The sequence below is a fragment of the Streptomyces sp. NPDC054849 genome, from assembly GCF_053610945.1.
In genome coordinates this window covers 77,449-100,130 of the sequence record NZ_JBSGZI010000013.1, presented here as the reverse complement: position 1 = coordinate 100,130, position 22,682 = coordinate 77,449, and the positions used below count along the sequence as shown (strand labels likewise).

At 72.1% G+C, this 22,682-nt stretch carries 23 protein-coding genes and 1 tRNA gene; 13 read left to right on the top strand and 11 right to left on the bottom strand.

All coding sequences use genetic code 11. From position 1 onward, the window contains the following. Positions 1-3 precede the first annotated feature (3 nt). Positions 4-924, top strand: a complete 921-nt coding sequence (locus tag ACWGIF_RS08970; RefSeq protein ID WP_453493218.1) for a 1-phosphofructokinase family hexose kinase — start codon at positions 4-6, stop codon at positions 922-924. A 128-nt stretch (positions 925-1,052) separates the two neighbouring features. Continuing rightward, positions 1,053-1,517 carry a hypothetical protein gene (locus tag ACWGIF_RS08965; protein WP_453493215.1) on the top strand — a complete coding sequence of 155 codons (465 nt, stop codon included), beginning with the start codon at positions 1,053-1,055 and terminating at the stop codon, positions 1,515-1,517. 66 nt (positions 1,518-1,583) lie between these two features. On the opposite strand, the gene ACWGIF_RS08960 is transcribed toward ACWGIF_RS08965, so the two are convergent. Next, positions 1,584-2,603, bottom strand: coding sequence for a CBM35 domain-containing protein (locus ACWGIF_RS08960; RefSeq protein WP_453493212.1), 1,020 nt, complete (start codon positions 2,601-2,603; stop codon positions 1,584-1,586). Between the two features lie 68 nt (positions 2,604-2,671). Continuing rightward, positions 2,672-4,420 carry a diguanylate cyclase CdgB gene (gene cdgB, locus ACWGIF_RS08955; protein WP_453493209.1) on the bottom strand — a complete coding sequence of 583 codons (1,749 nt, stop codon included), beginning with the start codon at positions 4,418-4,420 and terminating at the stop codon, positions 2,672-2,674. A 302-nt stretch (positions 4,421-4,722) separates the two neighbouring features. On the opposite strand from cdgB, the gene ACWGIF_RS08950 reads away from it, so the two are divergent. Continuing rightward, positions 4,723-5,316 carry a flavin reductase family protein gene (locus ACWGIF_RS08950; protein ID WP_453493207.1) on the top strand — a complete coding sequence of 198 codons (594 nt, stop codon included), beginning with the start codon at positions 4,723-4,725 and terminating at the stop codon, positions 5,314-5,316. Between the two features lie 40 nt (positions 5,317-5,356). On the opposite strand, the gene arfB is transcribed toward ACWGIF_RS08950, so the two are convergent. After that, on the bottom strand, positions 5,357-5,782 hold the full coding sequence (gene arfB, locus ACWGIF_RS08945; protein ID WP_453493204.1) for an alternative ribosome rescue aminoacyl-tRNA hydrolase ArfB: 426 nt from the start codon (positions 5,780-5,782) through the stop codon (positions 5,357-5,359). A gap of 157 nt (positions 5,783-5,939) precedes the next feature. On the opposite strand from arfB, the gene ACWGIF_RS08940 reads away from it, so the two are divergent. Then, on the top strand, positions 5,940-6,515 hold the full coding sequence (locus tag ACWGIF_RS08940) for a TerD family protein (protein ID WP_030718836.1): 576 nt from the start codon (positions 5,940-5,942) through the stop codon (positions 6,513-6,515). A 125-nt stretch (positions 6,516-6,640) separates the two neighbouring features. Beyond that, a complete protein-coding gene (locus ACWGIF_RS08935) occupies positions 6,641-7,219 on the top strand; it encodes a GNAT family N-acetyltransferase (RefSeq protein WP_453493201.1) in 579 nt (192 codons plus the stop codon). 106 nt (positions 7,220-7,325) lie between these two features. Here the strand turns inward: ACWGIF_RS08935 and ACWGIF_RS08930 are convergent, their stop codons facing one another. Together ACWGIF_RS08930 and ACWGIF_RS08925 are read right to left on the bottom strand one after the other, a co-directional pair. Beyond that, entirely contained in the window at positions 7,326-8,738 is a 1,413-nt protein-coding gene (locus tag ACWGIF_RS08930; RefSeq protein ID WP_453493198.1) for a M1 family metallopeptidase, read from the bottom strand. Between the two features lie 32 nt (positions 8,739-8,770). Beyond that, a complete protein-coding gene (locus ACWGIF_RS08925) occupies positions 8,771-9,328 on the bottom strand; it encodes a GlcG/HbpS family heme-binding protein (RefSeq protein ID WP_453493195.1) in 558 nt (185 codons plus the stop codon). 354 nt (positions 9,329-9,682) lie between these two features. Here ACWGIF_RS08925 and ACWGIF_RS08920 point away from each other — a divergent pair, with 354 nt between their 5' ends. The 3 genes from ACWGIF_RS08920 (at position 9,683) to ACWGIF_RS08910 (ending at position 12,054) form a co-directional block, all read left to right on the top strand. Further along, positions 9,683-10,867 carry a sensor histidine kinase gene (locus tag ACWGIF_RS08920; protein ID WP_453493193.1) on the top strand — a complete coding sequence of 395 codons (1,185 nt, stop codon included), beginning with the start codon at positions 9,683-9,685 and terminating at the stop codon, positions 10,865-10,867. After that, entirely contained in the window at positions 10,864-11,487 is a 624-nt protein-coding gene (locus ACWGIF_RS08915; protein WP_453493190.1) for a response regulator, read from the top strand. Before ACWGIF_RS08920 ends, ACWGIF_RS08915 begins: the two co-directional genes overlap by 4 nt. 63 nt (positions 11,488-11,550) lie before the next feature. Then, a complete protein-coding gene (locus ACWGIF_RS08910) occupies positions 11,551-12,054 on the top strand; it encodes a hypothetical protein (protein WP_453493187.1) in 504 nt (167 codons plus the stop codon). Between the two features lie 152 nt (positions 12,055-12,206). On the opposite strand, the gene ACWGIF_RS08905 is transcribed toward ACWGIF_RS08910, so the two are convergent. Next, positions 12,207-12,881: a pentapeptide repeat-containing protein gene (locus ACWGIF_RS08905; protein WP_453493184.1), complete on the bottom strand. Its 675-nt coding sequence runs from the start codon at positions 12,879-12,881 to the stop codon at positions 12,207-12,209. Positions 12,882-13,028: 147 nt separating this feature from the next. On the opposite strand from ACWGIF_RS08905, the gene ACWGIF_RS08900 reads away from it, so the two are divergent. Then, a complete protein-coding gene (locus ACWGIF_RS08900) occupies positions 13,029-14,021 on the top strand; it encodes a zinc-binding dehydrogenase (RefSeq protein WP_453493246.1) in 993 nt (330 codons plus the stop codon). Between the two features lie 75 nt (positions 14,022-14,096). Here ACWGIF_RS08900 and ACWGIF_RS08895 read toward each other — a convergent pair whose 3' ends face one another. Together ACWGIF_RS08895 and ACWGIF_RS08890 are read right to left on the bottom strand one after the other, a co-directional pair. After that, entirely contained in the window at positions 14,097-14,570 is a 474-nt protein-coding gene (locus ACWGIF_RS08895) for an N-acetyltransferase family protein (protein WP_453493181.1), read from the bottom strand. Between the two features lie 31 nt (positions 14,571-14,601). Further along, positions 14,602-15,501 (bottom strand): aminoglycoside phosphotransferase family protein, encoded by a 900-nt coding sequence (locus tag ACWGIF_RS08890; protein WP_453493178.1) that lies wholly within the window; start codon positions 15,499-15,501, stop codon positions 14,602-14,604. A gap of 191 nt (positions 15,502-15,692) precedes the next feature. Between ACWGIF_RS08890 and ACWGIF_RS08885 the strand changes: the two genes are divergently transcribed. After that, entirely contained in the window at positions 15,693-17,075 is a 1,383-nt protein-coding gene (locus ACWGIF_RS08885; RefSeq protein WP_453493175.1) for an NAD(P)/FAD-dependent oxidoreductase, read from the top strand. 94 nt (positions 17,076-17,169) lie between these two features. Here ACWGIF_RS08885 and ACWGIF_RS08880 read toward each other — a convergent pair. Both ACWGIF_RS08880 and ACWGIF_RS08875 read right to left on the bottom strand, forming a co-directional pair. Continuing rightward, positions 17,170-17,245: transfer RNA gene (locus ACWGIF_RS08880), tRNA-Thr, on the bottom strand. A gap of 111 nt (positions 17,246-17,356) precedes the next feature. Next, positions 17,357-18,037, bottom strand: coding sequence for a hypothetical protein (locus ACWGIF_RS08875; RefSeq protein WP_453493172.1), 681 nt, complete (start codon positions 18,035-18,037; stop codon positions 17,357-17,359). A gap of 183 nt (positions 18,038-18,220) precedes the next feature. On the opposite strand from ACWGIF_RS08875, the gene ACWGIF_RS08870 reads away from it, so the two are divergent. From ACWGIF_RS08870 to ACWGIF_RS08860, 3 genes are all read left to right on the top strand, one after another. Further along, positions 18,221-19,309, top strand: coding sequence for an ABC transporter ATP-binding protein (locus ACWGIF_RS08870; protein WP_453493169.1), 1,089 nt, complete (start codon positions 18,221-18,223; stop codon positions 19,307-19,309). A gap of 289 nt (positions 19,310-19,598) precedes the next feature. Then, positions 19,599-20,015: a hypothetical protein gene (locus tag ACWGIF_RS08865; protein WP_453493166.1), complete on the top strand. Its 417-nt coding sequence runs from the start codon at positions 19,599-19,601 to the stop codon at positions 20,013-20,015. A gap of 28 nt (positions 20,016-20,043) precedes the next feature. After that, entirely contained in the window at positions 20,044-20,829 is a 786-nt protein-coding gene (locus ACWGIF_RS08860; protein WP_453493163.1) for a nucleotidyltransferase family protein, read from the top strand. Between the two features lie 239 nt (positions 20,830-21,068). On the opposite strand, the gene ACWGIF_RS08855 is transcribed toward ACWGIF_RS08860, so the two are convergent. Continuing rightward, positions 21,069-22,574, bottom strand: coding sequence for a DoxX family protein (locus ACWGIF_RS08855; RefSeq protein WP_453493160.1), 1,506 nt, complete (start codon positions 22,572-22,574; stop codon positions 21,069-21,071). Positions 22,575-22,682 lie beyond the last annotated feature (108 nt).

Here is a 22,682-nt window from a genome sequence, read left to right as displayed (position 1 = left end):
CCCATGATCCTGACCGTGACGCTCAACACCGCACTCGACGTCACGTACCGCGTGCCGAGGCTGCTTCCGCACGCCTCCCACCGGGTCACCGCCGTCACCGAACGCCCCGGCGGCAAGGGGATCAACGTCGCCCGCGTCCTGGCCGCGCTAGGCCACGAGGTGACGGCGACCGGCTTCGCGGGCGGCCCGGTCGGCGCCGTCGTACGCGAACTGCTGGCGCGGTCCCCGGGGGTGGTGGACGCCCTGGTCCCCTGCGCGGGCACCACGCGCCGCACCGTGGCCGTGGCGGACGGAGCCTGCGGCGACACCACCCAGTTCAACGAGCCGGGCCCGCTGATCACGCCCGGGGAGTGGTCGCTGTTCCTCGCCCGGTACGAGGAGCTCGTCCGCACGGCCCGGGCCGTGGCCCTGTGCGGCAGCCTCCCGCCCGGGGTTCCGGTGGGCGCGTACGCGGTGCTCGTACGGACGGCCCGCGCGGCCGGCGTCCCGGTCCTCCTGGACACCAGCGGCGAGGCCCTGCGCCGCGGGGTCGCCGCCCGCCCCGAGATCATCAAGCCGAACGCCGCCGAACTGGCCGAACTCACCGGCTCGCGCGACCCGCACCCCGCCACCCGCGACGCCCGCCGCCGGGGCGCCCATGCGGTGGTCACCTCACTCGGCCCGGACGGCCTGCTGGCCGCCACCCCCGAGGGCACCTGGCAGGCGGCGCCGCCCCGCCCGCTGTCCGGCAACCCCACCGGAGCCGGCGACTCCGCCGTCGCGGGCCTGCTCTCCGCCCTGACGGAGGGCCTGGACTGGCCGGACCGCCTGACCCGCGCGGTCGCCCTGTCGGCGGCCACGGTCCTCGCCCCGGTGGCGGGCGAGTTCGACCCCGGCCTCTACGAGGAGTTGCGGCTCGCGGTCTCGGTCACGGGGGGACACTGAAAGTTGAACGCCCGTCAGCACGCCTTCTACTACCCAGTGATTGACGGTTCGCCACGTGACGCGAGCCCCGGCTGGACGCGCCTAAGATCAACAAGATTATTTGATCTTCGAATTCACGAGGCTGATCCATGAACCGATTTCTCCGCAACCTGCTTGCCACCACCACCGGGGTAGTGGCCATCTCCGCGCTGGCTGCGGTCCCCGCTCAGGCCCAGACCATAAACAGCGGCTCCTGCGGCGCCGGGTACTACCAGCAGGACGCCTACCCGCTCGGCAGCGAATCCGGTGAGGTCGGCGCCGGCGTCGTCTTCCTCTACTACAACAGCTCCACCGGCACAAACTGCGCGATCCTGCGCCGCGATGCCAACTTCAAGGTCACCTACGGCATGGGCGTCACTCTGAAGGACAGCGCCGGCAACACCGCCACCGACGGCCAGCGCGCATACACGCAGTACGCGGGACCGGTCTACCTAAAGGCACCGGGCAGGTGCGTCCAGGTCTACGGCCAGCTCACGGGCTACTGGATGGGGAGCAACTCCACTCACCTGGAGAAGACGTGGGACGGCGGCAGCCGCTGGGTCCACTGCGGCTAAAAGTCCGATGTGAACGCCTAGCCTGGCTCTGCCGCGCATGCGGTGGAGCCAGGCTCGTTTCGAGTGTCAGCGTTTGACGTGACCCCGCGCCATGTCGAGCTGGTCGAAGACCGCCTCGCACTGGTTGCCGGGCTCGCACGAGATCTTCATCGTGTTGGTGCCCTTCTTGAGGGTGACGTACGCGTACGTGCGGGTCCAGCCCTTGTCCCAGGCGCCCGCCTCGGCCTTGGCGAAGTTCGCCAGGTTCAAGGACTGCGTCGGGTTCTGCCCGTTGACCGTCAGGGTCGCCTTCGCGTCCTTGCCGGGCACCCCGTAGTTCACGTAGAGCGTGTACTCCCCAGCCTCTGGCATGTCCACCGTCCAGGTGAGCGCCGCACCGGTCTGGTTGAAGCCGCCGACGTACTGGCCGCCCGAGCTCTTCGAACCCGGCACCGAGTTCTCCAGCTGGGCGCCACCGCTCAGCACCATGCCCGCACCGGCCGCCTCGCCCTTGGGCAGCGGGGCCTGGGAGGGCTTGGGAGAGCCGCTCGGCGTCGGGGACGCGGGGTTCTGCGGGGCCGCCGACTGCTGGCCGCCGTTCGCCTTGTCCTTGCCCTTGTCGTCGTCCTTGGTGAAGGCCATGGCCGCGCCGATGCCGATCACGACCGCTCCGACCACCGCGACCGCCGCGATGATCAGGCTCCTGCGACTGGAGCCGCCGCCGTGGCCGCCGGGCTGCGCGCTCACCGCGGTGTGGGTGTGCGGCTGCTGCGGAACGCCGTAGCCGCCCGCCTGGAGGGCTTCCGGGGCCTGGTACTGGGGGTACGGGGGCTGCTGCGCAGGATTCTGCTGCTGCGGAACCGCTCCGCGCTGGCCGCCGTTCCGCCGGTCTCCGACGGTCCGCACCTGGTGGTGCGAGGTACGGGGGACGCCCGGCTGTGCTCCGTGGTGACCGCCCGCCGACGTCCCGGGGTAGCCGTATCCGCCGCCCGACGAGGGCGGGGTGGCTCCGGCCGCCTGGCCGTCCTCGTAGAGGTAGCCGAACGGATCGTCGTCCTCGGGCTTGTTCGCCCCACCGTGCGGGCCGTTGTTCGCGGGCGTCGTCATCGCAGGTCACTCCTTTCGACCCCCGGGAGCCTACCCCGAACACGTGCACCCACGAGCGACGGATCGCCTCAGCCGGCCCTGCGGTGCGCCTTGGAACGGGACCTCTTCTCGATGTACATCCGCTGGTCGGCGGAGCGCAGCACCTCGTCGGCCGACATCCCGCAGCTGGCCCAGCCGATGCCGAAACTGGCCCCGACACGCACCGCACGGCCGTCGACCCGGATGGGCGGGATGATCGCGTTCCGCAGCCGCACCGCGAGATCGGCGGCGTCCGCGGCACCCAGACCGTCGGCGAGGACGACGAATTCATCACCACCCAGCCGAGCGACGGTGTCACCGTCCCTGACGCCCGTCGTCAGCCTGCGGGCGACCTCGATCAGGACCGCGTCGCCCGTGTGGTGCCCGAACCGGTCGTTGATCGACTTGAAGCCGTCGAGGTCGCAGAACAGCACCGCGAGCCCCTTCGTCCCGTCGTCGACGTCGGTCGAGGGCGCCACCGTGTGGACGTGGTGGTCGTACGGTCCGTCCGCGGGGGCCGCCTGCGCGCCGGAGAACTCGAAGGGGTCGGGTCCGGTGAACCGGTCCGGACCGTCGGCTTGAAAGCCGTGCTCACCCGCACCACCCGCCTCCACCCGCACCTCGTAACCGTCGTGACCCACGTGCCCCGCGTGCGCGGTGTGCCCGTCGCGCCCCTCGAAGGCCGCGTCCAGCGCCTCGACCGCGGTGGCCCGTACGGACTGCGGTCTGCGGCACAGCCGCGCGCCGAGCCGCGACCGCAGCTCGGCGCTGTTGGGCAGGCCGGTCAGCGAGTCGTGGCTGGCCCGGTGGGCGAGCTGGAGTTCGTGCCGCTTGCGCTCCTCGATGTCCTCGACGTGCGTGAGCAGGAACCGCGGACCGTCGGCGGTGTCGGCGACCACCGAATTGCGCAGCGAGACCCATACATACGTGCCGTCGCGCCGGCCGAGGCGCAGCTCGGCGCGACCGCCCTCGGCGGAGGTGCGCAGCAGCGTGCCGATGTCCTCGGGGTGGACCAGGTCGGAGAAGGAGTAGCGGCGCAGTACGGAGGCCGGGCGCCCGAGCAGCCGGCACAGCGCGTCGTTGGTCCGCAGCAGCCGGCCGTGCTGGTCCCCGCCCATCTCGGCGATGGCCATGCCGCTGGGCGCGTACTCGAAGGCCTGGCGGAAGGACTCCTCGCTGGCGCGCAGCGCCTGCTGCTCGCGTTCCAGCCTGACGAGGGCCCGCTGCATGTTCGCCCGGAGCCTCGCATTGCTGATCGCAATCGCCGCCTGGAAGGCGTACATCTGGAGCGCTTCGCGGCCCCACGCGCCGGGCCGGCGCCCGTTGCGCGGTCTGTCCACCGAAATGACACCCAGAAGTTCCCCGCCGGACGCATACATCGGCGCATAGAGCCGGTCCTCGGGGTGCCACTCGTCCTCGAACCGCGGATCGGGGCCGTCGGTGTGCCACTGGGGGACGTCGTCCTCCATGAGGATCCAGCCCTCGGTGTGCGGGATGAACCGCAGTCCGTCCCAGTTCTCACCCATCGTCAGCCGGCGTTCCCAGGAGGTGCGGGAGCCGACGCGGCCGGTGATGAGGGCTTCCGCGGCGGGGTCGCCGGCGAAGGCGGCGACGACGAGATCACCGTCCGGGCGAACGAGGTTGACACAGGCGAGTTCGTAGCCGAGGCCCACGACGATGCCGTCCACGACGGTCTGCAGAGTGTCCGCCAGGCTCCGGGCCGTATTGAGATCGGCCACCACCCGGTGCAGCTGCCGCAGGGTCGCAAGACGGACGTACGGCTCCGACTCGGTCTCCATTGCTCGCTCTCCCCGAGACCTCGACAGCAACTCCAGGTTTGTCATCGGCGTTTCGTTGCGGTGTCCCGTCCACTGAATCACAGTGAGCTGTGCGGCAGGTACACAGGGTCAACAAATCTTGCTCTCTGTGACTCAAGTCACATGAGATGAATATGAGTGCGCGCTGGAGCTCGTGCCGACTGGGAGCGCTCCCTCACCTTCCCGAGAGCAAACGATACGCCCGGGCCTAGGCCGAGGGGCGGGGACGCGACTCGGACCAGGGCCCGATGTGCGTGGCGGGAGGGTGAGATTAGCGTTTCAGCGTGCTGAACACGACCCCTGTACCGACCCCCGTACCGACCCCCGTGCCCGCCCCGCTCCAGGGAAGCCCCCATGCTGAGGGAGTGAGCAATGACGAGTTCCGGGCCGCGATGTCCCGGCTGGCGGCCGGCGTGTGCCTGATCACGGCACACGAGACCCCCCTGACGGCGGACGGCCCGCGCGGCGAGGACGTCGGCATGACGGCGACCGCCTTCATGTCCGTGTCCCTGGACCCGCCCCTGGTGCTGGTGAGCCTGCGCGAGGGCTCCCGGATGGACGACCTGCTGGCGGAGCAGCCGCTGTGGGCGGTCTCGGTCCTCGCCGACCATCAGCTCCAGGTCGCGGGCCGCTTCGCGATGAAGGGCCGCATCAGCGACCGGCTCCTCTTCGCGGACCTGCCGTACGTACGCGGCGAGGCCTCCGGCGCGCCCCTGCTGACCGGCGCCCTGGCCACCCTGGAGTGCCGCACGGAGAACCGCGTCGAGGCGGGCGACCACACCCTGGTCATCGGCCGCGTCCTGACGGCGGCCCTCCCCTCCCCGGACTCACCCCCACTGACCTACTTCCGCGGCCGCTACCGCCACCTGGGCCAGTAGCCCACTCCAGCCCGACGCTCCACTCCAGGCCCGCCGGTCACTACCAGTCCCGCCCGGTCCGCCCCCGCTTCGTCTCGGCCCGCGCCTTCTTCTCCCGCAGCCGCCGCTCGTTGATCCCGCGCGGAATCTTCGTCGCCCGCCTCTGCTTCGGGGGCGGCGCCGTCGCCTCCGCCAGCAGCGAAGCCATCCGGACCAGCGCCATCTCCCGATTGCGGAACTGCGAGCGGTGCTCTGAGGCCCGTACGGTCACCACCCCGTCCACCAGGCGGGACGCCAGCCGCTCCAGCGCCCGCTCCTTCCAGACCTCGGGCAGCGCCTTCGTGGCCGCCAGGTCGAACATCAGCTCCACGCGCGAGTCCGAGGTGTTCACGTGCTGCCCGCCCGGCCCGGAGGAACGCGAAAAGCGCCAGGCGAGCTCGCCCTCGGGGAGCACGACCGAACCGCGGATGACATAGGGACCAGGCATGGCACCTATGATCCCGTCCCCGCCCCGCCCCCGTCACCGCATTTACCGTCATCCACATTTCACGACGGGAACCCGAGAGGCCTATCGCCGCGTTATAAGGGTCAGCGGTAGTTTGACCGCCTGTACGTGCATGTTGGATGAGGAAAGGGACATTCCCATGGCTGTCAGCCTGTCCAAGGGCGGCAACGTCTCGCTCACGAAGGAGGCCCCCGGCCTCGCTGCCGTCACGGTCGGCCTCGGCTGGGACGTCCGTACGACGACCGGCGTCGACTTCGACCTCGATGCCTCGGCGATCGCGGTCAACCCGACGGGCAAGGTCGTCTCCGACGGCCACTTCGTCTTCTTCAACAACAAGTCCACCCCGGACCAGACCATCGTCCACACCGGTGACAACCGCACCGGCGAGGGCGCGGGCGACGACGAGGCCATCAACGTCAACCTCGCCGGCCTGCCGGCCGACGTCGACAAGATCGTCTTCCCGGTCTCGATCTACGACGCCGAGGCCCGCAGCCAGAACTTCGGCCAGGTCCGCAACGCGTACATCCGCGTCGTGAACCAGGCCGGCGGCGCCGAGATCGCCCGCTACGACCTCTCCGAGGACGCGGCGACCGAGACCGCCATGGTCTTCGGCGAGCTGTACCGCAACGGCGCCGAGTGGAAGTTCCGCGCGGTCGGCCAGGGCTACGCCTCCGGCCTCACCGGCATCGCCCAGGACTTCGGCGTCAACGTCTGAGTCCACCGGCTCCTCCAGCTCCACCCGCTCCACGCGCTCCACCCGGTCCGGCACCCGCCGGACCCAGGCGCTGGTGAAGCCCCCTCCCGGCCGTCCGGGGAGGGGGCTTCGCTACCGTTCGGCAGGTGATCATCCAACCGCTCGTCCCGGTGGACGGCGCCCTGCCCGGCCCGGTCCTCACCGAGATCGCCGCCCTCTACTCGACGAACCACGCGTTCTTCGAACTCAGCGGCGACTTCCCCGACCCGGACCGCATCACGGTCGAACAGGTCGCGGCCGCCCTCGCCGACGAACTCGCCCATGACGGCTCCGAGGTCCTCCTCGCCCGTTCCGCGGGCCGCCTCGTCGGCCTGGCAGCCACCCTGGACCACACGCCCGCCCCCGCCCCGGACGACCCGGACGACCCGGCCGCCGCCGAGCCCGCCGCCAGCCCGGACCCGGCCCCGGACTCGGACCCGTGGATCGGCCTGCTGCTCATCGACGCCACCGCGCACCGTCAGGGATACGGCCGCGCCGTGGCCACGCTGGTCGAGGACCGCTTCCGCGCCGCGGGACACACGGGCGTGCAGATCGCCGTACTGGACAACAACCCCACGGCCCTCGCCTTCTGGCAGGCCCAGGGGTACGTCGCCGTGCGCCAGGCCAGGGACCGGGAGCTGGGCCGCGCCTGCACGGTGCTGCGCAAGCCGCTCGAAGCCCCGTAGAACCGGAGCCCGTTCGGGCGGCGGGTGGCGGGCGGCGGGGTACGCCTTGCGGGCGCCGGGTGGCGGGTGGCGGGCCCCGGGCGCTGGGCGCTGCGCGCCGGGCTGCCTACTTCGGCCGGGCCTTGCCGTACAGCCAGACGTCCCAGACCTTCTTCAGGTCGTGTCCCGTCTTCTCCTGCGCGTAGGCGGTGAAGTCGGCCGTACTCGCGTTCCCGTACCGGTGGTCGGCGGCCCAGCCGCGCACCAGGGCGAAGAACTTCTCGTCGCCCACCTCCTGCCGGATCCGGTGCAGGACCATCGCGCCGCGGTGGTACACCGGATTCCCGGAGATGTCCTCGGGGCCGGGCGGAGAAGCCGGCGGGAAGGCGTCCCAGTCGGAGTCGGCGGCCAGGTCGACGTCCGTGTCACCGGCCAGGAAGGCCTCGAAGCGCTTCTGCGCCGTGGGCCCGCCGTGGTCCTCCGCCCAGAGCCACTCGGCGTAGGTCGCGAAACCCTCGTTGAGCCACATGTCCTTCCAGGACTTCGGCGACACCGAGTTGCCGAACCACTGGTGGGCGAGCTCGTGCAGCAGGAGGTCCTCCTCCACCGGCGCACCGGGGAAGACGGGCTTGGTCTGCGTCTCCAGCGCGTACCCGAGGGTCTCGGCGGGCAGCACGATCGCGCCCGCCGTGCCGAAGGGGTACGCGCCGAACCGGCCGCTGCCCCACTCCACCATCTCCGGCAGCCGCGCGAGCGCACCCGTGCTCGCGGCCGCCTGCTCCGGCGTCACGGCGTTGTAGAGCGCGATCCCCGAGGCGGTCCGCCCGGTCGTCACCTTGTACGGGCCGACGACCGCCGTGGCCAGGTAGCTCGCCATCGGCTCCGGGCTGTGCCACGCGAACTCGGTCCGCCCGTCCGCGCCTTCCGTACGGGAACGCAACTCGCCGTTCGACACGGCCTCGTAGCCGTGCGGAACGGTCAGGGTGATGTCGTACGCGGCCTTGTCACTGGGGTGGTGGTTGCCGGGGAACCAGGTCATCGAACCGACCGGCTCACCGACGGCGACCGCGCCGCCCTCGGTGGTGATCCAGCCCTCCTTGGAGCCGTCCGCATCCACCAGGGCCTTCGGCCTCCCGCCGTACTCGACCTCCGTACGGAAGACCTCGCCCTTCTTCAGGTCCTCGGCCGGACGCACCGTCAGCTCGTTGCCGGTCCGGTTGTACCGGGCGCCCTCTCCCCGAACGGTCACGCCCTCGACGTTCAGGCCGCTCAGGTCGAGGTTGAAGGAACTGAGCCCCTGTTCGGCGCGGGCGGTGATGACGGCCTTACCGTGCAACTCCCCGTCGGCGGGGTCGTAGTCCAGGTCCAGCGCGTAGTGCTCCACCTGGTAGCCGCCGTTGCCGGCCTTCGGGAAGTACGGATCGCGCAGCCCCGCCGCACCCGGCCGCCCCTGCACCGTCTCCCCCGTACACGCCGTGGTGAGGGCGAGCAGGGCGGCGGCGGCAGGGACGGCGAGGCGGGAGAGTGCGCGGTGTTCCACGCGCTCGATCCTAGGCGGCCCGGCCCAACGGACTACTTGTCGAGCGCGTCGACGCCGGCCTTGGCGAACTTCTCGTCCAGCTCGCCGCTCGGCGCGCCGGCCACTCCGATGCCCGCGACGGGGGCGCCGTTCACCTGCACCGGGGTGCCGCCGCCGAGGAAGAGGGTGCCGGGGATGTCCTTCAGGTTCGGGGTCTGGGCGAGGCGGCCCGCGAGCACCGAGGTCGGCGCGTTCCAGGACACGGCGGTGAAGGCCTTGCGCTGCGCCGAGTCGTAGGACTGCGGGCCCGCGCCGTCGCCGCGCAGGGTGACGATGGTGTTGCCGTTGCGGTCGACGACCGCGACCGTCACCCGCTGGTTCTCGGCCTGGGCAGCCTTGAGCGAGGCCTGGGCGGCGCGGGTGGCGGCGTCGACGGTGAGGTGCGTCGTCGTGGTGAAGTCCTTGTCGCCCGGCCCGTCCTTCTTCGCGGAGACGGCGGCCGGAGCGGCCTCGGCGGCCGGGCTCGCGCTGGCGCTCACGGCACCGAAGGCTCCGGCGCCCAGAGCGACGGCGAGGGCGGTACCGGTGAGAACGCGGGTACGGGTGTTCATCTCTGCTCCTGAGAACGGTGACACGGTGACGGCATCGGCTTGGTTGGGTTCGGTCCGGGCCGGTCGGACCGGCTCCTTCACTGCTCCAAGCCTGTCCCCGAACCCCCCGCCGCCCCGTCCCCGTACCGGCTCGCCCCGCCCACCGCACCGGTTGACCCGGGGGTCATCCGATCGGTCGATGCGGGCCGACTGCGCCGGGGTATTGGCTGATCACGCCTTCGCAGGCGGACGCCGCGCCCGGGACCAAGCGGTTCGGCGCCCGCGCCACCGCCGGGTGATCCAGCCTCGCCGGTGATCGAGGGGCGGAGTCCGGAGCGGCGCCCCGGCTACGCCGCCGCAGCCGACAATGGACGCATGCCCCCCACCGAGGAGCACCCCGTGACCCCCGCACCGCCGCGCGACACCCGCACCCTGGCCACGGTCGCCCACACCGCGTTCTTCCTCCTCCTCGGCGCCTCCCTGATCCGCTTCCTCATGCGCCACCCCGGCGAACCCCGTACCCCGTGGATCATCGCCCTCAGCGTCACCCTGGCCCTGCTCTACGTACTCGGCCCCGCCCTCGGCGCAGCCCCCACCCGGCGGCGCCTCCTGTGGCTCGGCCTGGTCGTCACCACCTGGGTGGTCCTGGTCGTCCTCGCGCCGAGCTTCGCCTGGTGCGCCGTACCGCTCTTCTTCACCGCCCTGCGCACCCTCCCGCCACGCGCGGCGATCGTCCTGGTGGCCCTCCTCACCGGCCTCGTGGTGGTCGCCCAGCTCAAGCTGGCCAAGTCCTTCGACCCCAATCTGCTCTTGGCCCCGCCCGCCGTCGCCGCCCTCGCCACCGCCGTCTTCGTCCACATGGAGCGCCAGGCCCAGGCCCAGCGGACCCTGATCGACGACCTGATCCGCACGCGCCGGGAGCTGGCCGCCACCGAGCGCCGCGAAGGCACCCTCGCCGAGCGGCAGCGGCTGTCCATGGAGATCCACGACACCCTCGCCCAGAACCTGTCCAGCCAGCAGATGCTGCTCCAGGCCGCGGACCGCACCTGGGACACCGACCCGGCCACCGCCCGCGCGCACGTCCGTACCGCCACCGGCATCGCCGCCCACGGCCTCGCCGAGGCCCGCCGGCTCGTACACGACCTCGCCCCGCCCGAACTCGCGGACGGCGCCGGCCTCGCCGACGCCCTGCGCTCCCTGGACGCCGGCCCGCACATCGAGGTCCGATTCCACCTCGAAGGCACCCCGGCCCCGCTCCCGGACCGTGTCCAGTCCGCGCTGCTGCGCATAGCCCAGGGCGCACTGGCGAACGTCCGCGAACACTCCGGCGCCCGTACGGCCGCACTCACCCTGAGCTTCCTCGGAGACCAGGTCGTGCTGGACATCGCCGACGACGGCCACGGATTCGCCGAGCCCCGCACCGACGTAGCCGAACGCGGACACGGCCTGCCGGCGATGCGGGCCCGCGTCCGCCAGCTCGGCGGCACCCTGACGATCGAATCCACGCCGGGCGAGGGCACCGTCCTCTCCGCGGCCATCCCCCTGGAGCCGGCCCCATGACGACGATCCTGCTCTGCGACGACCACGTGGTGGTCCGCGCCGGACTCCTGGCCCTCCTCGGCAGCGAACCGGACATCGAGGTCCTCGGCGAGGCGGGCAGCGGCGAGGAGGCCGTCGCCCTGGCCGCCAAGCTCCGCCCCGACGTGGTCCTCATGGACCTCCAGCTCGGCGAGGGCATCGACGGCGTCGAGGCCACCCGCCGCATCACCGCGCTGCCGCAGCCCCCGCACGTCCTGGTCCTCACCACCTACGACACCGACGCGGACATCACCCGGGCGATCGGCGCGGGCGCCACCGGCTACCTCCTCAAGGCCGAACGCCCCGAGGAGCTCTTCACCGCCATCCACTCCGCCGCCCAGGGCCGCACCACTCTCTCCGCGCCGGTCGCCAGCCGGGTGATGGCCCACATGCGCGGCACCCGCCCCTCCCTGACCGACCGCGAACTGGACATCCTCGGCCAGCTGGCACGCGGCCTCGGCAACCGCGACATCGCCCGCGCCCTGTTCATCAGCGAAGCCACGGTCAAGACCCACCTGGGCCGCATCTACGACAAACTCGGCGTCGACACCCGCGCGGGCGCGGTCTCGGTGGCGAAGGAACAGCGCCTCCTCCCCTCCTGACGCCGCCGCCCCGGACTCCGTCCGCGGTGGGGACGCCGCGGGACCCGTGACACCATCGGGTACGTGCTCGACATCGGCTACTCCCTCTCCCGTCGCTTCCCCGACCCCCCGCAGACCGACTACCGCTCGGCGGACGTCCGCTCCCTGCGGCACGACCTGTTCTGCGGGGACGTCTACCTCGCCGACACCAACGCGGACCGGGAAGTGTCCACAGCCTGGGGATGGGTACCCGTACTGGACTTCGCCTGGGCCCTGTGCGACATCGTCGAGCAGCTCGACCAGGACCCCCGCGGCAACCGCTCCGCCCACTCCCAGTACGCCGAACTGGACTTCACCGAGTCCACGGACCGGATGCTCTTCGAGCGCCGCTTCGGCTGGGTCGACGTCGAGGCCGACTGGATGCCGGCGGAAGAGGCCCCGCTGACCTTCAGCCACCGCCTGCTGCGCCGCGAGGCCCGCGACTTCCTGCACGACCTCATCGCGGACCTCATCGACATGCACGACGGCCTCGCCGACAACCCGGTCATCTGGACCCTCCAGTCCCGCTTCCCCCGCGTCCCCGCCTGACCTCCACCTCCACCGCACATCCAGCCCGGGCAAGGCAATCCCAGCGAGGCCGCGCAATCCCAGCCCCGCCGGCGTTCGAGGCGCGGGGCCCGGGGCGGAGCCCCGGCAACGGCGCCGCGCCCGGGCAACGGCGCCGCGCCCACCCCACCCCGCTACGAAACCACCCGCACCCCCAGCTGCGCAGCCATCGCCGGGGCCAGCTCGAACAGCTGCCCAGAACTGATCACCGCCCCGGCCAACGCATCCACCCCCCGCGCAATCCCCAACTCCACCGCGCCCCGCAGATCCACATCCGCCATCCGCACGCCGCTGAAGTCCACCCCCCTCAGCACGCAGTCCCGGAACTCCACCCGCTCCAGCACCGCACCCCCGAAGTCCGGCTCCACCAGCACGCACCCCTCGAAGACGACGTCCTTGAGCCGCGCCGTCCGCAGGTTCAGGTAGTCGACCTTGCCCCCGCGGACCACCACCCGCTCCATCGCCGCCCCGTGCAGCTGCACCCCGCCCAGCCGCGCGTCCACCAGCTCCACGTCCCGCAGCAACGCCCCCGACAGGTCGGTCCCCACGCCCCGGACCCCCTCCAGCACCGAGTCCATGAACCGCGCCTTCGCCAGCCCCGCCTCGTCGAGCACGCAGCGCCGCACCGCGCAGTCCATGAACCGGGACCCGACCCCCTCCTGCCCCGCCAGGTCCAGATCCGCGAACTCCAGCCCGTCGTAATCCCCGTCCGGCTCCAGCCCGCCCCCCTCCCAGACCACCAGGTCCGGCAGCCGCAGCTCCGGCCTCCGCGCCGCCTTCACCGTCTGCTGCTGCCCTTTTCGCACCATGCCCCCATCGTGGCCGACGCCACTGACAGCGGCCGCTCTTGACCTCAACCGAACTGGAGGTCGCAACCTGACCCCATGGCCACCGACACCACGAACACCGACGTCACGAACACCGGAACCCCGAACACCGGCGGCAGGAACACCGGCATGAACGCCATCCGCCTCCACACCTTCGGCCCCGCCGAGAACCTCTCCTACGAGCGCACCGCGGCCCCCACCCCGGCCCCCGGCCAGGTCCGCATCGCCGTGGCCGCCGCCGGCGTCCACCTCCTGGACACCGCCCTGCGCCAGGGCGTCCAGGGCCCCGCCCCCGCCCTCCCGGACCTCCCCACCATCCCCGGCCGCGAGGTCGCCGGCACCGTCGACGCCCTCGGCCCCGGCACCGACCCCGCCTGGCTCGGCCGCAGCGTCGTCGTCCACCTCGGTTTCTCTCCCGGCGGCTACGCCGAGTACGCCGTCGCCGACGCCGACAGCCTGCACCCCGTACCGCCCGGCCTCGACCCCGCCGAGGCCGTCGCCATGATCGGCACCGGCCGCACCACCCTCGGGATCCTCCAGTTCGCCGACCTCGGCCCGGACTCCGTCGCTCTGGTCCCCGCCGCCGCGGGCGGCATCGGCACCCTGCTCGTCCAGTACGCCGTGAACGCCGGCGCCACCGTCGTCGCCCTCGCCGGCGGCGCCGCCAAGACCGCCCGCGCCGCCGCCAACGGCGCCCACCTCGCCCTCGACTACACCGACCCCGCCTGGCCCGACGCCGTACGCGCCCAGTACCCCGGCGGCGCCACCGTCCTCTTCGACTCCGTCGGCGGCGACACCGCCCGCACCGCCCTCGGCCTGCTCGCCCCGGGCGCCCGGCACCTCGTCTTCGGCTGGTCCGGCGGTCCCCTCGACCTCACCGAACCCGAACGCGCCGACCTGGCCGCCCGCCGCATCACGACCCGTGGCGTCCTCGGCCCCGCCATGCTCCAGCAGGTCGGCGCCCCCGACCCGCTGCGCGTCCTGGAGACCCGCGCCCTCGCCGAAGCCGCCGCCGGCCGCATGCGCCCGGCCCTGACCCGCTACCCGCTCGCCGAAGCGGCCGCGGCCCATCACGCCCTGGAAACCCGCGCCACCACCGGCAAGGTCGTCCTGGAACCCTGACCGCCCGGCCCCGCCGCGCCCCCGTCCCCTGCCCCGCCGCTGCCGCGCCCCCTGCCCCCTGCCCCCTGCCCCGCCCTACGAAGCCCCCAGCTCCGCCAGCGCCCCGTCCGTCAGCCGGTACACCGACCACTCCTCCTGCGGCCGCGCACCCATGGCCTCGTAGAAGTCGATCGACGGCGTGTTCCACCTCAGGACCGACCACTCCAGCCTCTCGTAGCCCCGCTCCACGCACGTCCGCGCCAACTCCCGCAGCAGCGCCTTGCCGTAGCCGCCCCCGCGCACGCCCGGCCGTACGTACAGGTCCTCCAGATAGATCCCGTGCTCCCCGCGCCACGTCGAGAAGGAGAGGAACCACACCGAGAAGCCGACCACCTCCCCGTCGTCCGTCTCCGCGATGTGCGCGAACACCGCCGGCCGTTCCCCGAACAGCGCCTCCCGCAACTGCGCTTCGGTTGCCCGCGCCTCGTGCGGCACCTTCTCGTACTCCGCGAGCTCGCGGACCATCGCGTGAATGACAGGGGCATCGGCGACTTCAGCACTACGGATCATGGCCGCAGCCTAGGTCGTGCCGTCCCGTACATCACCGCCCCGACAGCAGATGCGCGATCGTCAACTGCTCCTCGTCCAGCCGCCCTTCGCCGTCCTCCACGTCCCACAGGCAGTTCTGCAGCACCCTCCCCAGCGTCCAGGCCCGCGCCCGCTCCCGGTCCACCCCGACCGCCTCCGCCAGCAGGTCGAAGCGCCACCGCACCTCCTCCGCCCGGAAGTTGTCGATGATCGCCGGCAGCAACTCGAAACCCGGATCGCCCGCGAGCGGCTTCGGATCGATCGCCAGCCACGGCTCCCGGTCCCCCGCCAGCACGTTGCCGTAGTGCAGGTCCCAGTGCAGCAGCCGGTCCCCCGGCTCCCCCGCGACCTCCGCCACCGCCGCCGCACAGTTCCGCAGCATCCGCCGGTCCCGCTCGTCCACCAGCTGCGCCGACGCCCGCGGCACCTCCTCCAGCATCCCGGCGGCCATCTCCCCCAGCCCCCGCAGCCCGGCCGGCGCCGCGACCGCCGTCAGCCGCGCCAACAGCTCCCCCACCACCGTCACCGCCTGCCGCGACTCCCGCCGCGCGAGCACCGACAGGTCCCGCTCCCCGTCCAGCCGCTCCAGCAGCAGCGTGCCCGTCCGCTCGTCGTGCTCCAGCAGCCGTACGCAGCCCTCCCCGCCCCACGCGCGCAGCGCGACCGGCTCCCCCGCGGACTCCTCGTCCAACGACCCCAGCTTCAGCACGGCCGCACTCCCGTCGGCCCGTTCCACCGGCAGCACCAGCGCCGTCACCCCGTGCATCACCGTCCCGGCACGGCGCAGCTCCCACCGCTCCAGGAAACGCGCGGCCCGCGCGGGCAGCTCCGCGATGAACGTCCGCCCCGCATCGCCGTTGAACCCGATCTGCGCCCGGACGAGCTCGTCCGGAATCTCCCCGATGTCCACCATGAGCAGAACGGTAGCGCCGTCCGGCACGTCCCCGAGGCGTACCCTCGGAGCCACCCGTAACAGCACAAATCACCCCCACCCTACGGCCCTGCCCACTCCTCCCACATCGGCCATCCGGCCACCCGTCCCGCCCCAAGGCGCGACATCCCGTCCCTGGACACCTCCGCGAAACGAGGTGTAGCAACTCCCCCATGACGATCAACGGCGGCATTTCCTTCTGGTACGCGACCGACCACAGCCCCGCGCCCACCCCACCCCGCGCACCCCTCACCGCCGCCGCCACGGCCGACGTCGTCATCGTCGGCGGCGGCTACACCGGCCTGTGGACCGCCTACTACCTGAAGCGGGCCGCCCCCGACCTGCGCATCACCGTCCTCGAACAGAAGTTCTGTGGCTACGGCGCCTCAGGCCGCAACGGCGGCTGGCTCTACAACGGCGTCGCCGGCCGCGACCGCTACGCCGCTCTCCACGGCCGGCAGGCCGCCCTCCGCCTCCAGCAGGCCATGAACGAGACGGTCACCGAGGTCATCGACGTCACCGCCGAGGAAGGCATCGACGCCGACATCCACCGCGGCGGCGTCCTCGAAGTCGCCCGCACCCCCGCCCAGCTCAGCCGCCTCAAGACCTTCCACACCGCCGAAGTCGCGTTCGGCGAGACCGACCGCGAGCTGTACGACGCCTCCGCCACCCGCGCCCGCATCCACATCGCCGACGCCGTCGGCTCCAGCTGGAGCCCGCACGGCGCCCGCATCCACCCCCTCAAGCTCGTCAAGGGCCTGGCCGAGGCCTGCGAACGCCTGGGCGTGGTGATCCACGAATCCACCCCGGTCACGGAGATCTCCGCCGGAAAAGCGGTCACCCCTTACGGGACCGTCCGCGCCCCCCACGTGCTGCGCTGCACCGAGGGCTTCACCGCCGCCCTCAAGGGCCAGAAGCGCTCATGGCTCCCGATGAACTCCTCCATGATCGTGACGGCCCCGCTCCCCGCCGAGACCTGGGCGCGGCTGGGCTGGTCGGGCCGGGAGGTCCTGGGCGACATGGCCCATGCGTACATGTACGCCCAGCGCACCGCCGACGACCGCATCGCGATCGGCGGCCGCGGTGTCCCGTACCGCTTCGGCTCCCGCACCGACAACGACGGCCGCACCCAGCCGGCCACGATCGAGGCCCTGACGGACCTCCTCACCTCGTTCTTCCCGATCCTCACCGGAACGGAGATCACGCACGCCTGGTCGGGCGTCCTGGGCGTCCCCCGCGACTGGTGCGCCACCGTCACCCTGGACCGCACCACGGGCCTGGGCTGGGCGGGCGGCTACGTCGGCTCGGGCGTCGCCACCGCCAACCTCGCCGCCCGCACCCTGCGCGACCTGGTCCTCGGCGAAGCCACCGAGCTGACCGCCCTGCCGTGGGTCGACCACCGCGTCCGCCGCTGGGAACCGGAACCCTTCCGCTGGCTCGGCGTCCAGGCCCTCTACGCCGCCTACCGCGAGGCCGACCGCCACGAAACGGCCACCCACCGCCCGACGACCACCCCGCTCGCCCGCCTGGCGGACCGCATCTCGGGCCGCCACTGACCCCGCCGCACCAGACGCCGGAAGGCCCCGGGCGATCGCCCGGGGCCTTCCGTTTCTGTACGCATTCCCCCGGCCAGCAGTCTCTGACCTGAGTTGGAGCCGCCTATCGGAATCGAACCGATGACCTGATCATTACAAGTGAACTGCTCTACCAACTGAGCTAAGGCGGCACAAAACCACGCGCTGATCCACCACGCGTGGAGCCGCCATCACTCTACACAGCAGCCGATTCCCCTAGCCATCACGTTGGAGCAAGCACCCGTAACCACCCACTCGCACGATCAAGGTGCCCCCGGGTACCCGATCCCCGCCGCCGCCTTCGCCGCCGCGATGAGGTCCACCTGCGGGTTCAGTGCCTTGACCACCGCCTCCGTGAGGGGTCGGAGGGCGAAGACGTGGCGGACCGCGTCGAGGTCGACGTCCCGCTCGTAGTAGCCCTCGGCGAAGTACGCGTACGCCTCCGGGGTGCCGGCCGCCAGCACGTGGAAGAGATGGCCCGTGCCGTCGTCCGTGTCCGCGGGGATCTCCACCGGCCCCGCCCGCCAGGCGGTGTCGGACGTCTCCCGCCAGAAGACCACCGTGGCCACCTGCACGTCCTCGTCGCAGAAGGCCGGCTCCGCGAGCAGCGGCCGGAAGACCTCCGGCAGGTCCTCCACGAGCCCGGGCCACAGGGCCATGTCCTCGTTCGTGTAAGGGCTCATCCAGGACTCGTGGTCGAAGCCGCGGCCGAGGACCCTGTCGGACGTGAAGAGGATCGCGTACTCGTCCCCCGCACCGTTGTCCATCAGCGCGGCCTCGACCCCCGGACCCCACGCGGCGTCGTAACCGAAGTAGCTCCCGCCCCGTCCGCCCATCAGCACGTCCATGGCTGCCAGCGCCCGGCAGCGGTCCCGCAGGACCGAGACGTCGGGGAGAACGCGAATCAGTTCGTGGACGTCGCGGGGGCGCCGTATGCCGTTCATGCACGCCATCCAAGCACCCGGGTCCGACAGATCGCACAGAGTCCGAAGTCACGCCGGTGCGGGTGCTGACAGGAGGCGGATCGGCGGGTAGCGTCGGGCGGAGTCCATTTGGTGGACTAGACCCATTCTTCCTTCCACTCGGATCGTCCGGCACGTTCCTGCCGGTAGAAGGGATTCATCACCATGGCTTCTGTCACTTTCGACAAGGCGACCCGGCTGTACCCCGGCGGCGACAAGCCCGCCGTCGACCAGCTTGAGCTGGAGATCGAGGACGGCGAATTCCTCGTCCTCGTCGGCCCGTCCGGCTGCGGCAAGTCCACCTCGCTGCGCATGCTCGCCGGCCTGGAGGACGTCAACGGCGGCGCCATCCGCATCGGTGACCGCGACGTCACGCACCTGCCGCCCAAGGACCGGGACATCGCGATGGTGTTCCAGAACTACGCGCTCTACCCGCACATGTCCGTCGCGGACAACATGGGCTTCGCGCTCAAGATCGCCGGCGAGGACAAGGCCACCATCCGCAAGAAGGTGGAGGACGCGGCGAAGATGCTCGACCTCACCCAGTACCTCGACCGGAAGCCGAAGGCGCTCTCCGGCGGTCAGCGCCAGCGCGTCGCCATGGGCCGCGCCATCGTGCGCAAGCCGCAGGTGTTCCTCATGGACGAGCCGCTGTCGAACCTGGACGCCAAGCTCCGCGTCTCCACCCGTACGCAGATCGCGGCGCTCCAGCGCGACCTCGGCATCACCACCGTCTACGTCACCCACGACCAGGTCGAGGCCATGACGATGGGCGACCGCGTGGCCGTGCTGAAGGACGGACTGCTGCAGCAGGTCGACTCCCCGCGCAACATGTACGACCGTCCCGCGAACCTCTTCGTCGCCGGCTTCATCGGCTCCCCGGCCATGAACCTGGTCGAGGTCCCGATCACCGACGGCGGGGTGAAGTTCGGCGACAGCGTCGTCCCCGTGTCGCGCGAGGCGCTGTCGGCCGCGGCCGACGCGGGCGACCGCACCGTCACGGTCGGCGTCCGCCCGGAGCACTTCGACATCGCCGAGAGCGGTGGCCTGACCATCGTCGTGAACGTCGTCGAGGAACTCGGCGCCGACGGCTACGTCTACGGCTCCACCTCGCCCTCCGAGGGTTCGCAGGACCTCGTGGTGCGCGTGGGCGGCCGTCAGGTGCCGGACAAGGGCTCCAGCCTGCACGTGGTGCCGCGGGCGGGCGAGATCCACGTGTTCTCGACCTCCTCCGGCGAGCGGCTGTCCGACTAGCGACGTCCGCAGGACTCGCAGGTTTGAAGGGGCGTCCCGCCAAGGGGCGCCCCTTCGCCGTCCGTTGGCCCCGCCCGCAACCGGTCGGCCACCGATTCGCCCCCCAATCGCCCCCTCATCGCGCCCGAATCGCCCTCTCCGGTGTGCCGTGCCGCCCCTGCGGGAACCCCGGCAGACCGGGCCATTCAGCCCCGCGCGTCAACCCGTAATTCGAAAAGCCACGTCGAACCATCCCTCGACAGGGTGACTAAATGTCGCCAATTCTTCACCGAGCGCTACTCTCGCCCTCGTGACCCACACTGCCCGCCGTATCGGCCGTTCCCTCGCCCTGGTCCTGCCCGTCGTCCTGGTCCTGTCCGGGACCCTCGCGGTCACCATGGTCCCCTGGGCGGACACGTCGTCCTCCCAGATCCTGACCGCGTCCGCCGAGGGCGTCTCCGTCCCCGCGAAGCCTGCCGCCGCCGCGCACGAGGTGCTGCGCGACCAGCTCGTCGGCAAGATCCAGCAGGGTCAGGAGCCGGGTGACGTCCTCACTCAGCTTCAGCAGGAGGTGAACAAGCGGCCGTCGCTGGCCGGGCACTGCGTGGGGATCGCCCGTGCGCTGGGCCGGGCCGCGGTCGACGCCTACGGCCCGACGAAGGCCCAGTCCTTCGCCCGTCCCGTGTGCGACACCGCGTACGCGTCCGGCGTCGCCTCCATGGGCTGAGGCGCGCCGCGTCCCTACGCTGGCCGCCATGACCGACGACCACCGATCCGCACGTTCCACCTCTCCGGCCCCTTCCGTCCCTTCCGCAGCCGCGTTCCCCGCCGCCCCCACCCAGGCCGTCATCCTGGCGGGCGGCCAGGGTTCGCGGCTGCGTCCGTACACGGACGACCGTCCGAAGCCGATGGTCGAGATCCCGGGGACGGGGCTGCCGATCATCGGGCACCAGCTGGCCTGGCTGGCCGAGGAGGGGGTCACGGACGCCGTGGTCTCCTGCGGCCATCTCGCCGAGGTGCTCCAGGAGTGGCTGGCCGGGGCCCGGTTGCCGCTGCGCGTGACCACGGTGGTCGAGGAGCAGCCGCTGGGGCGGGGCGGCGGCCTCAAGTACGCCGCGCGGCACCTCCCGCACCCCGACCGGGCCTGGTATGCGACGAACGGTGACGTCTGGACGCGTTTCTCACTGCGCGAGATGGCCGCCTTCCATGCGGAGCGCGGTGCGGTCGCTACGCTCGCGCTGGCCCGGCCGCGGATCCCGTGGGGGGTCGTGGAGACCAACGAGTTCGGCCACGTACTGGACTTCATCGAGGCACCGCAGTCGCCGTATCCGGTCAATGCCGGGGTGTACGTCTTCGGGCCCGAATTCGCCGCGCTGCTCCCGGACTTCGGGGACCACGAGCGCAGCACCTTCCCGCGGCTGGCGCGCGAGCGGCGGCTGGCGGGCTACCCGCTGCCGCAGGGGGCCTACTGGCGGGCGATCGACACGGCGAAGGACCTCACCGAGGCAGCACGGGAGTTGGCGGCGCAGAGGGGCTCCTAGGCCCCTTCCCGGGACTACGTCACCCACCACAGACCCGCCCTGACGCTCCGAGGGCGGCGCCCCGGCCCCACGCCACCGCCGCAGGCACCGGCGCCGGCGCCGGTTGCCGGCAAGGCAGGCAGGCACACTCCCCACCCGCCCACACCCCTACGGTGCTTCGCGCGCCCCCGGCACACGCGGTGGGGCCCGGCGCGCTGGTGCGCCCGGGGCCCCGGTGTACTCGGTCCTGCCGGTGGGCGTCAGCCGATGAGTCCGCCGATCAGGCCGGGCTGCTTCGTCGGGGTCCCGCCGCTGGTGCTGCCCGAGGTGGACGGCGCCTTCGGGGAGGTGGACTGCCGCGGGGTGCTGCGCGGGGTCTGCTGCTTGCCGATGGTGCCCCGCGTCGCGGTGGGCGACTCGGAGCCGCTGCGCGCGGACTCGCGGGTGGGGGCACCCGATGCGCCCTTCCCTGTCTTCGCGGCGGGCTCGGAGGCGGTGGCCGTGGGCGACGGCGCCTTGCTCGGCTGCTGCTGCTGCGTGGGCTGCTGCCTGGCCGGGGTCTGCGGCAGCGGGCGGCCCGGCAGGTAGTTGCTGGGGGCTTCGCCCGGCCCGGGAACGGTGACGACGGTGGTGGAGCGGACCGCGCCGCCGAGGAGGGAGCCGACGAGCAGGGTGAGTCCGCAGATGACACTGGCCATGATGGCTCCGCGGCGCAGGACGCGCCGGCGCAGCCGCCACATCTCCGAGCGCGGCCCGAGGGTGCGCCAGGCTTCGCCGGCGAGGCGTCCGTCGAGGGAGTAGACGGGGGCGCCGGCGATGATCAGCGGGCTCCAGGCGGCGAGGTAGATGATGTCGGGCGCGTCGTAGGCGGGGACGGTCTTCCAGCTCACCGTCATCAGCAGTGCGGCCGACAGCAGCGCCCCGAAGCAGGCGGCGAACCGCTGCCACAGGCCGAAGACCGTCAGCACGCCCACGATGACCTGGAGGAAGGCCACGCTGAGGCCCGCGCCGACCGGGTGCGCGAGGGCGAAGTCGCGCAGCGGCTCGGCGAGCGCCCAGGGGTTGAGGGTGTGCAGCCAGGTGACCATGGAGCCGCGTTCGCCCCCGTCGAAGTAGACGGGGTCGCACAGCTTGCCCATGCCGGCGTAGATGGAGATGAAGCCGAGGAAGACGCGCAGCGGAAGCAGCACGACGCCGAGGTTCATCCGGCGGCCGGGATAGTAGGAGGCCTGTCCGCGGGTGTCGGTGCCGGCCCGTCGGGAGTCCTGGCCGGGTCCGCCGCCGTGCGGCTGCTCGTACGGGAGGTCCCGTACGGCGGCCAGCGGGCGGGTCTCGGACGGGTCCCCGTAGGTGCGCTGACCGATGACGGTCGGCGTGGCGAGGGTCCCCTCGGCGAGGTCGTGGGCCAGGTCGATGCGCGGGATGACCTGGGTGGCGCCGCCGTCGTACTCGTCGTGGCCGCGCCCGGACTCGCGTACGGCCTGGAGCAGTCCGCCCATGGCCGCGGCGTCGCCGGCGTCGGACTTTCCGCTCCAGACCACGGGGGCGCGGCGGCGGGTGGCCCCGGCGGCCGCCACCACGGCGCCACCCAGGACGGGTGCGCGGCCGGGGGCCTTCGCGGGCTTGGAACGCGCGCTCGGGCTCGGTGCGAGCCGCACGCGGAAGCTGGCGTGGTTGACGATGACCTGTGCGGGGTCGCACGGCACCTTGACCATGCTCAGCGCGGGCTGGTCATCGAACCCTGACGTTCTGGTGTCCACACTCATCTAACCGAGTGATCAGTGTTTAGGACACTGCCTTGACGCCAGCGATGTGTCCGAGACCCGTCAAGATCAAGCCACCCCGCCCGAAACGGGCGGGGTGACACGCTCACG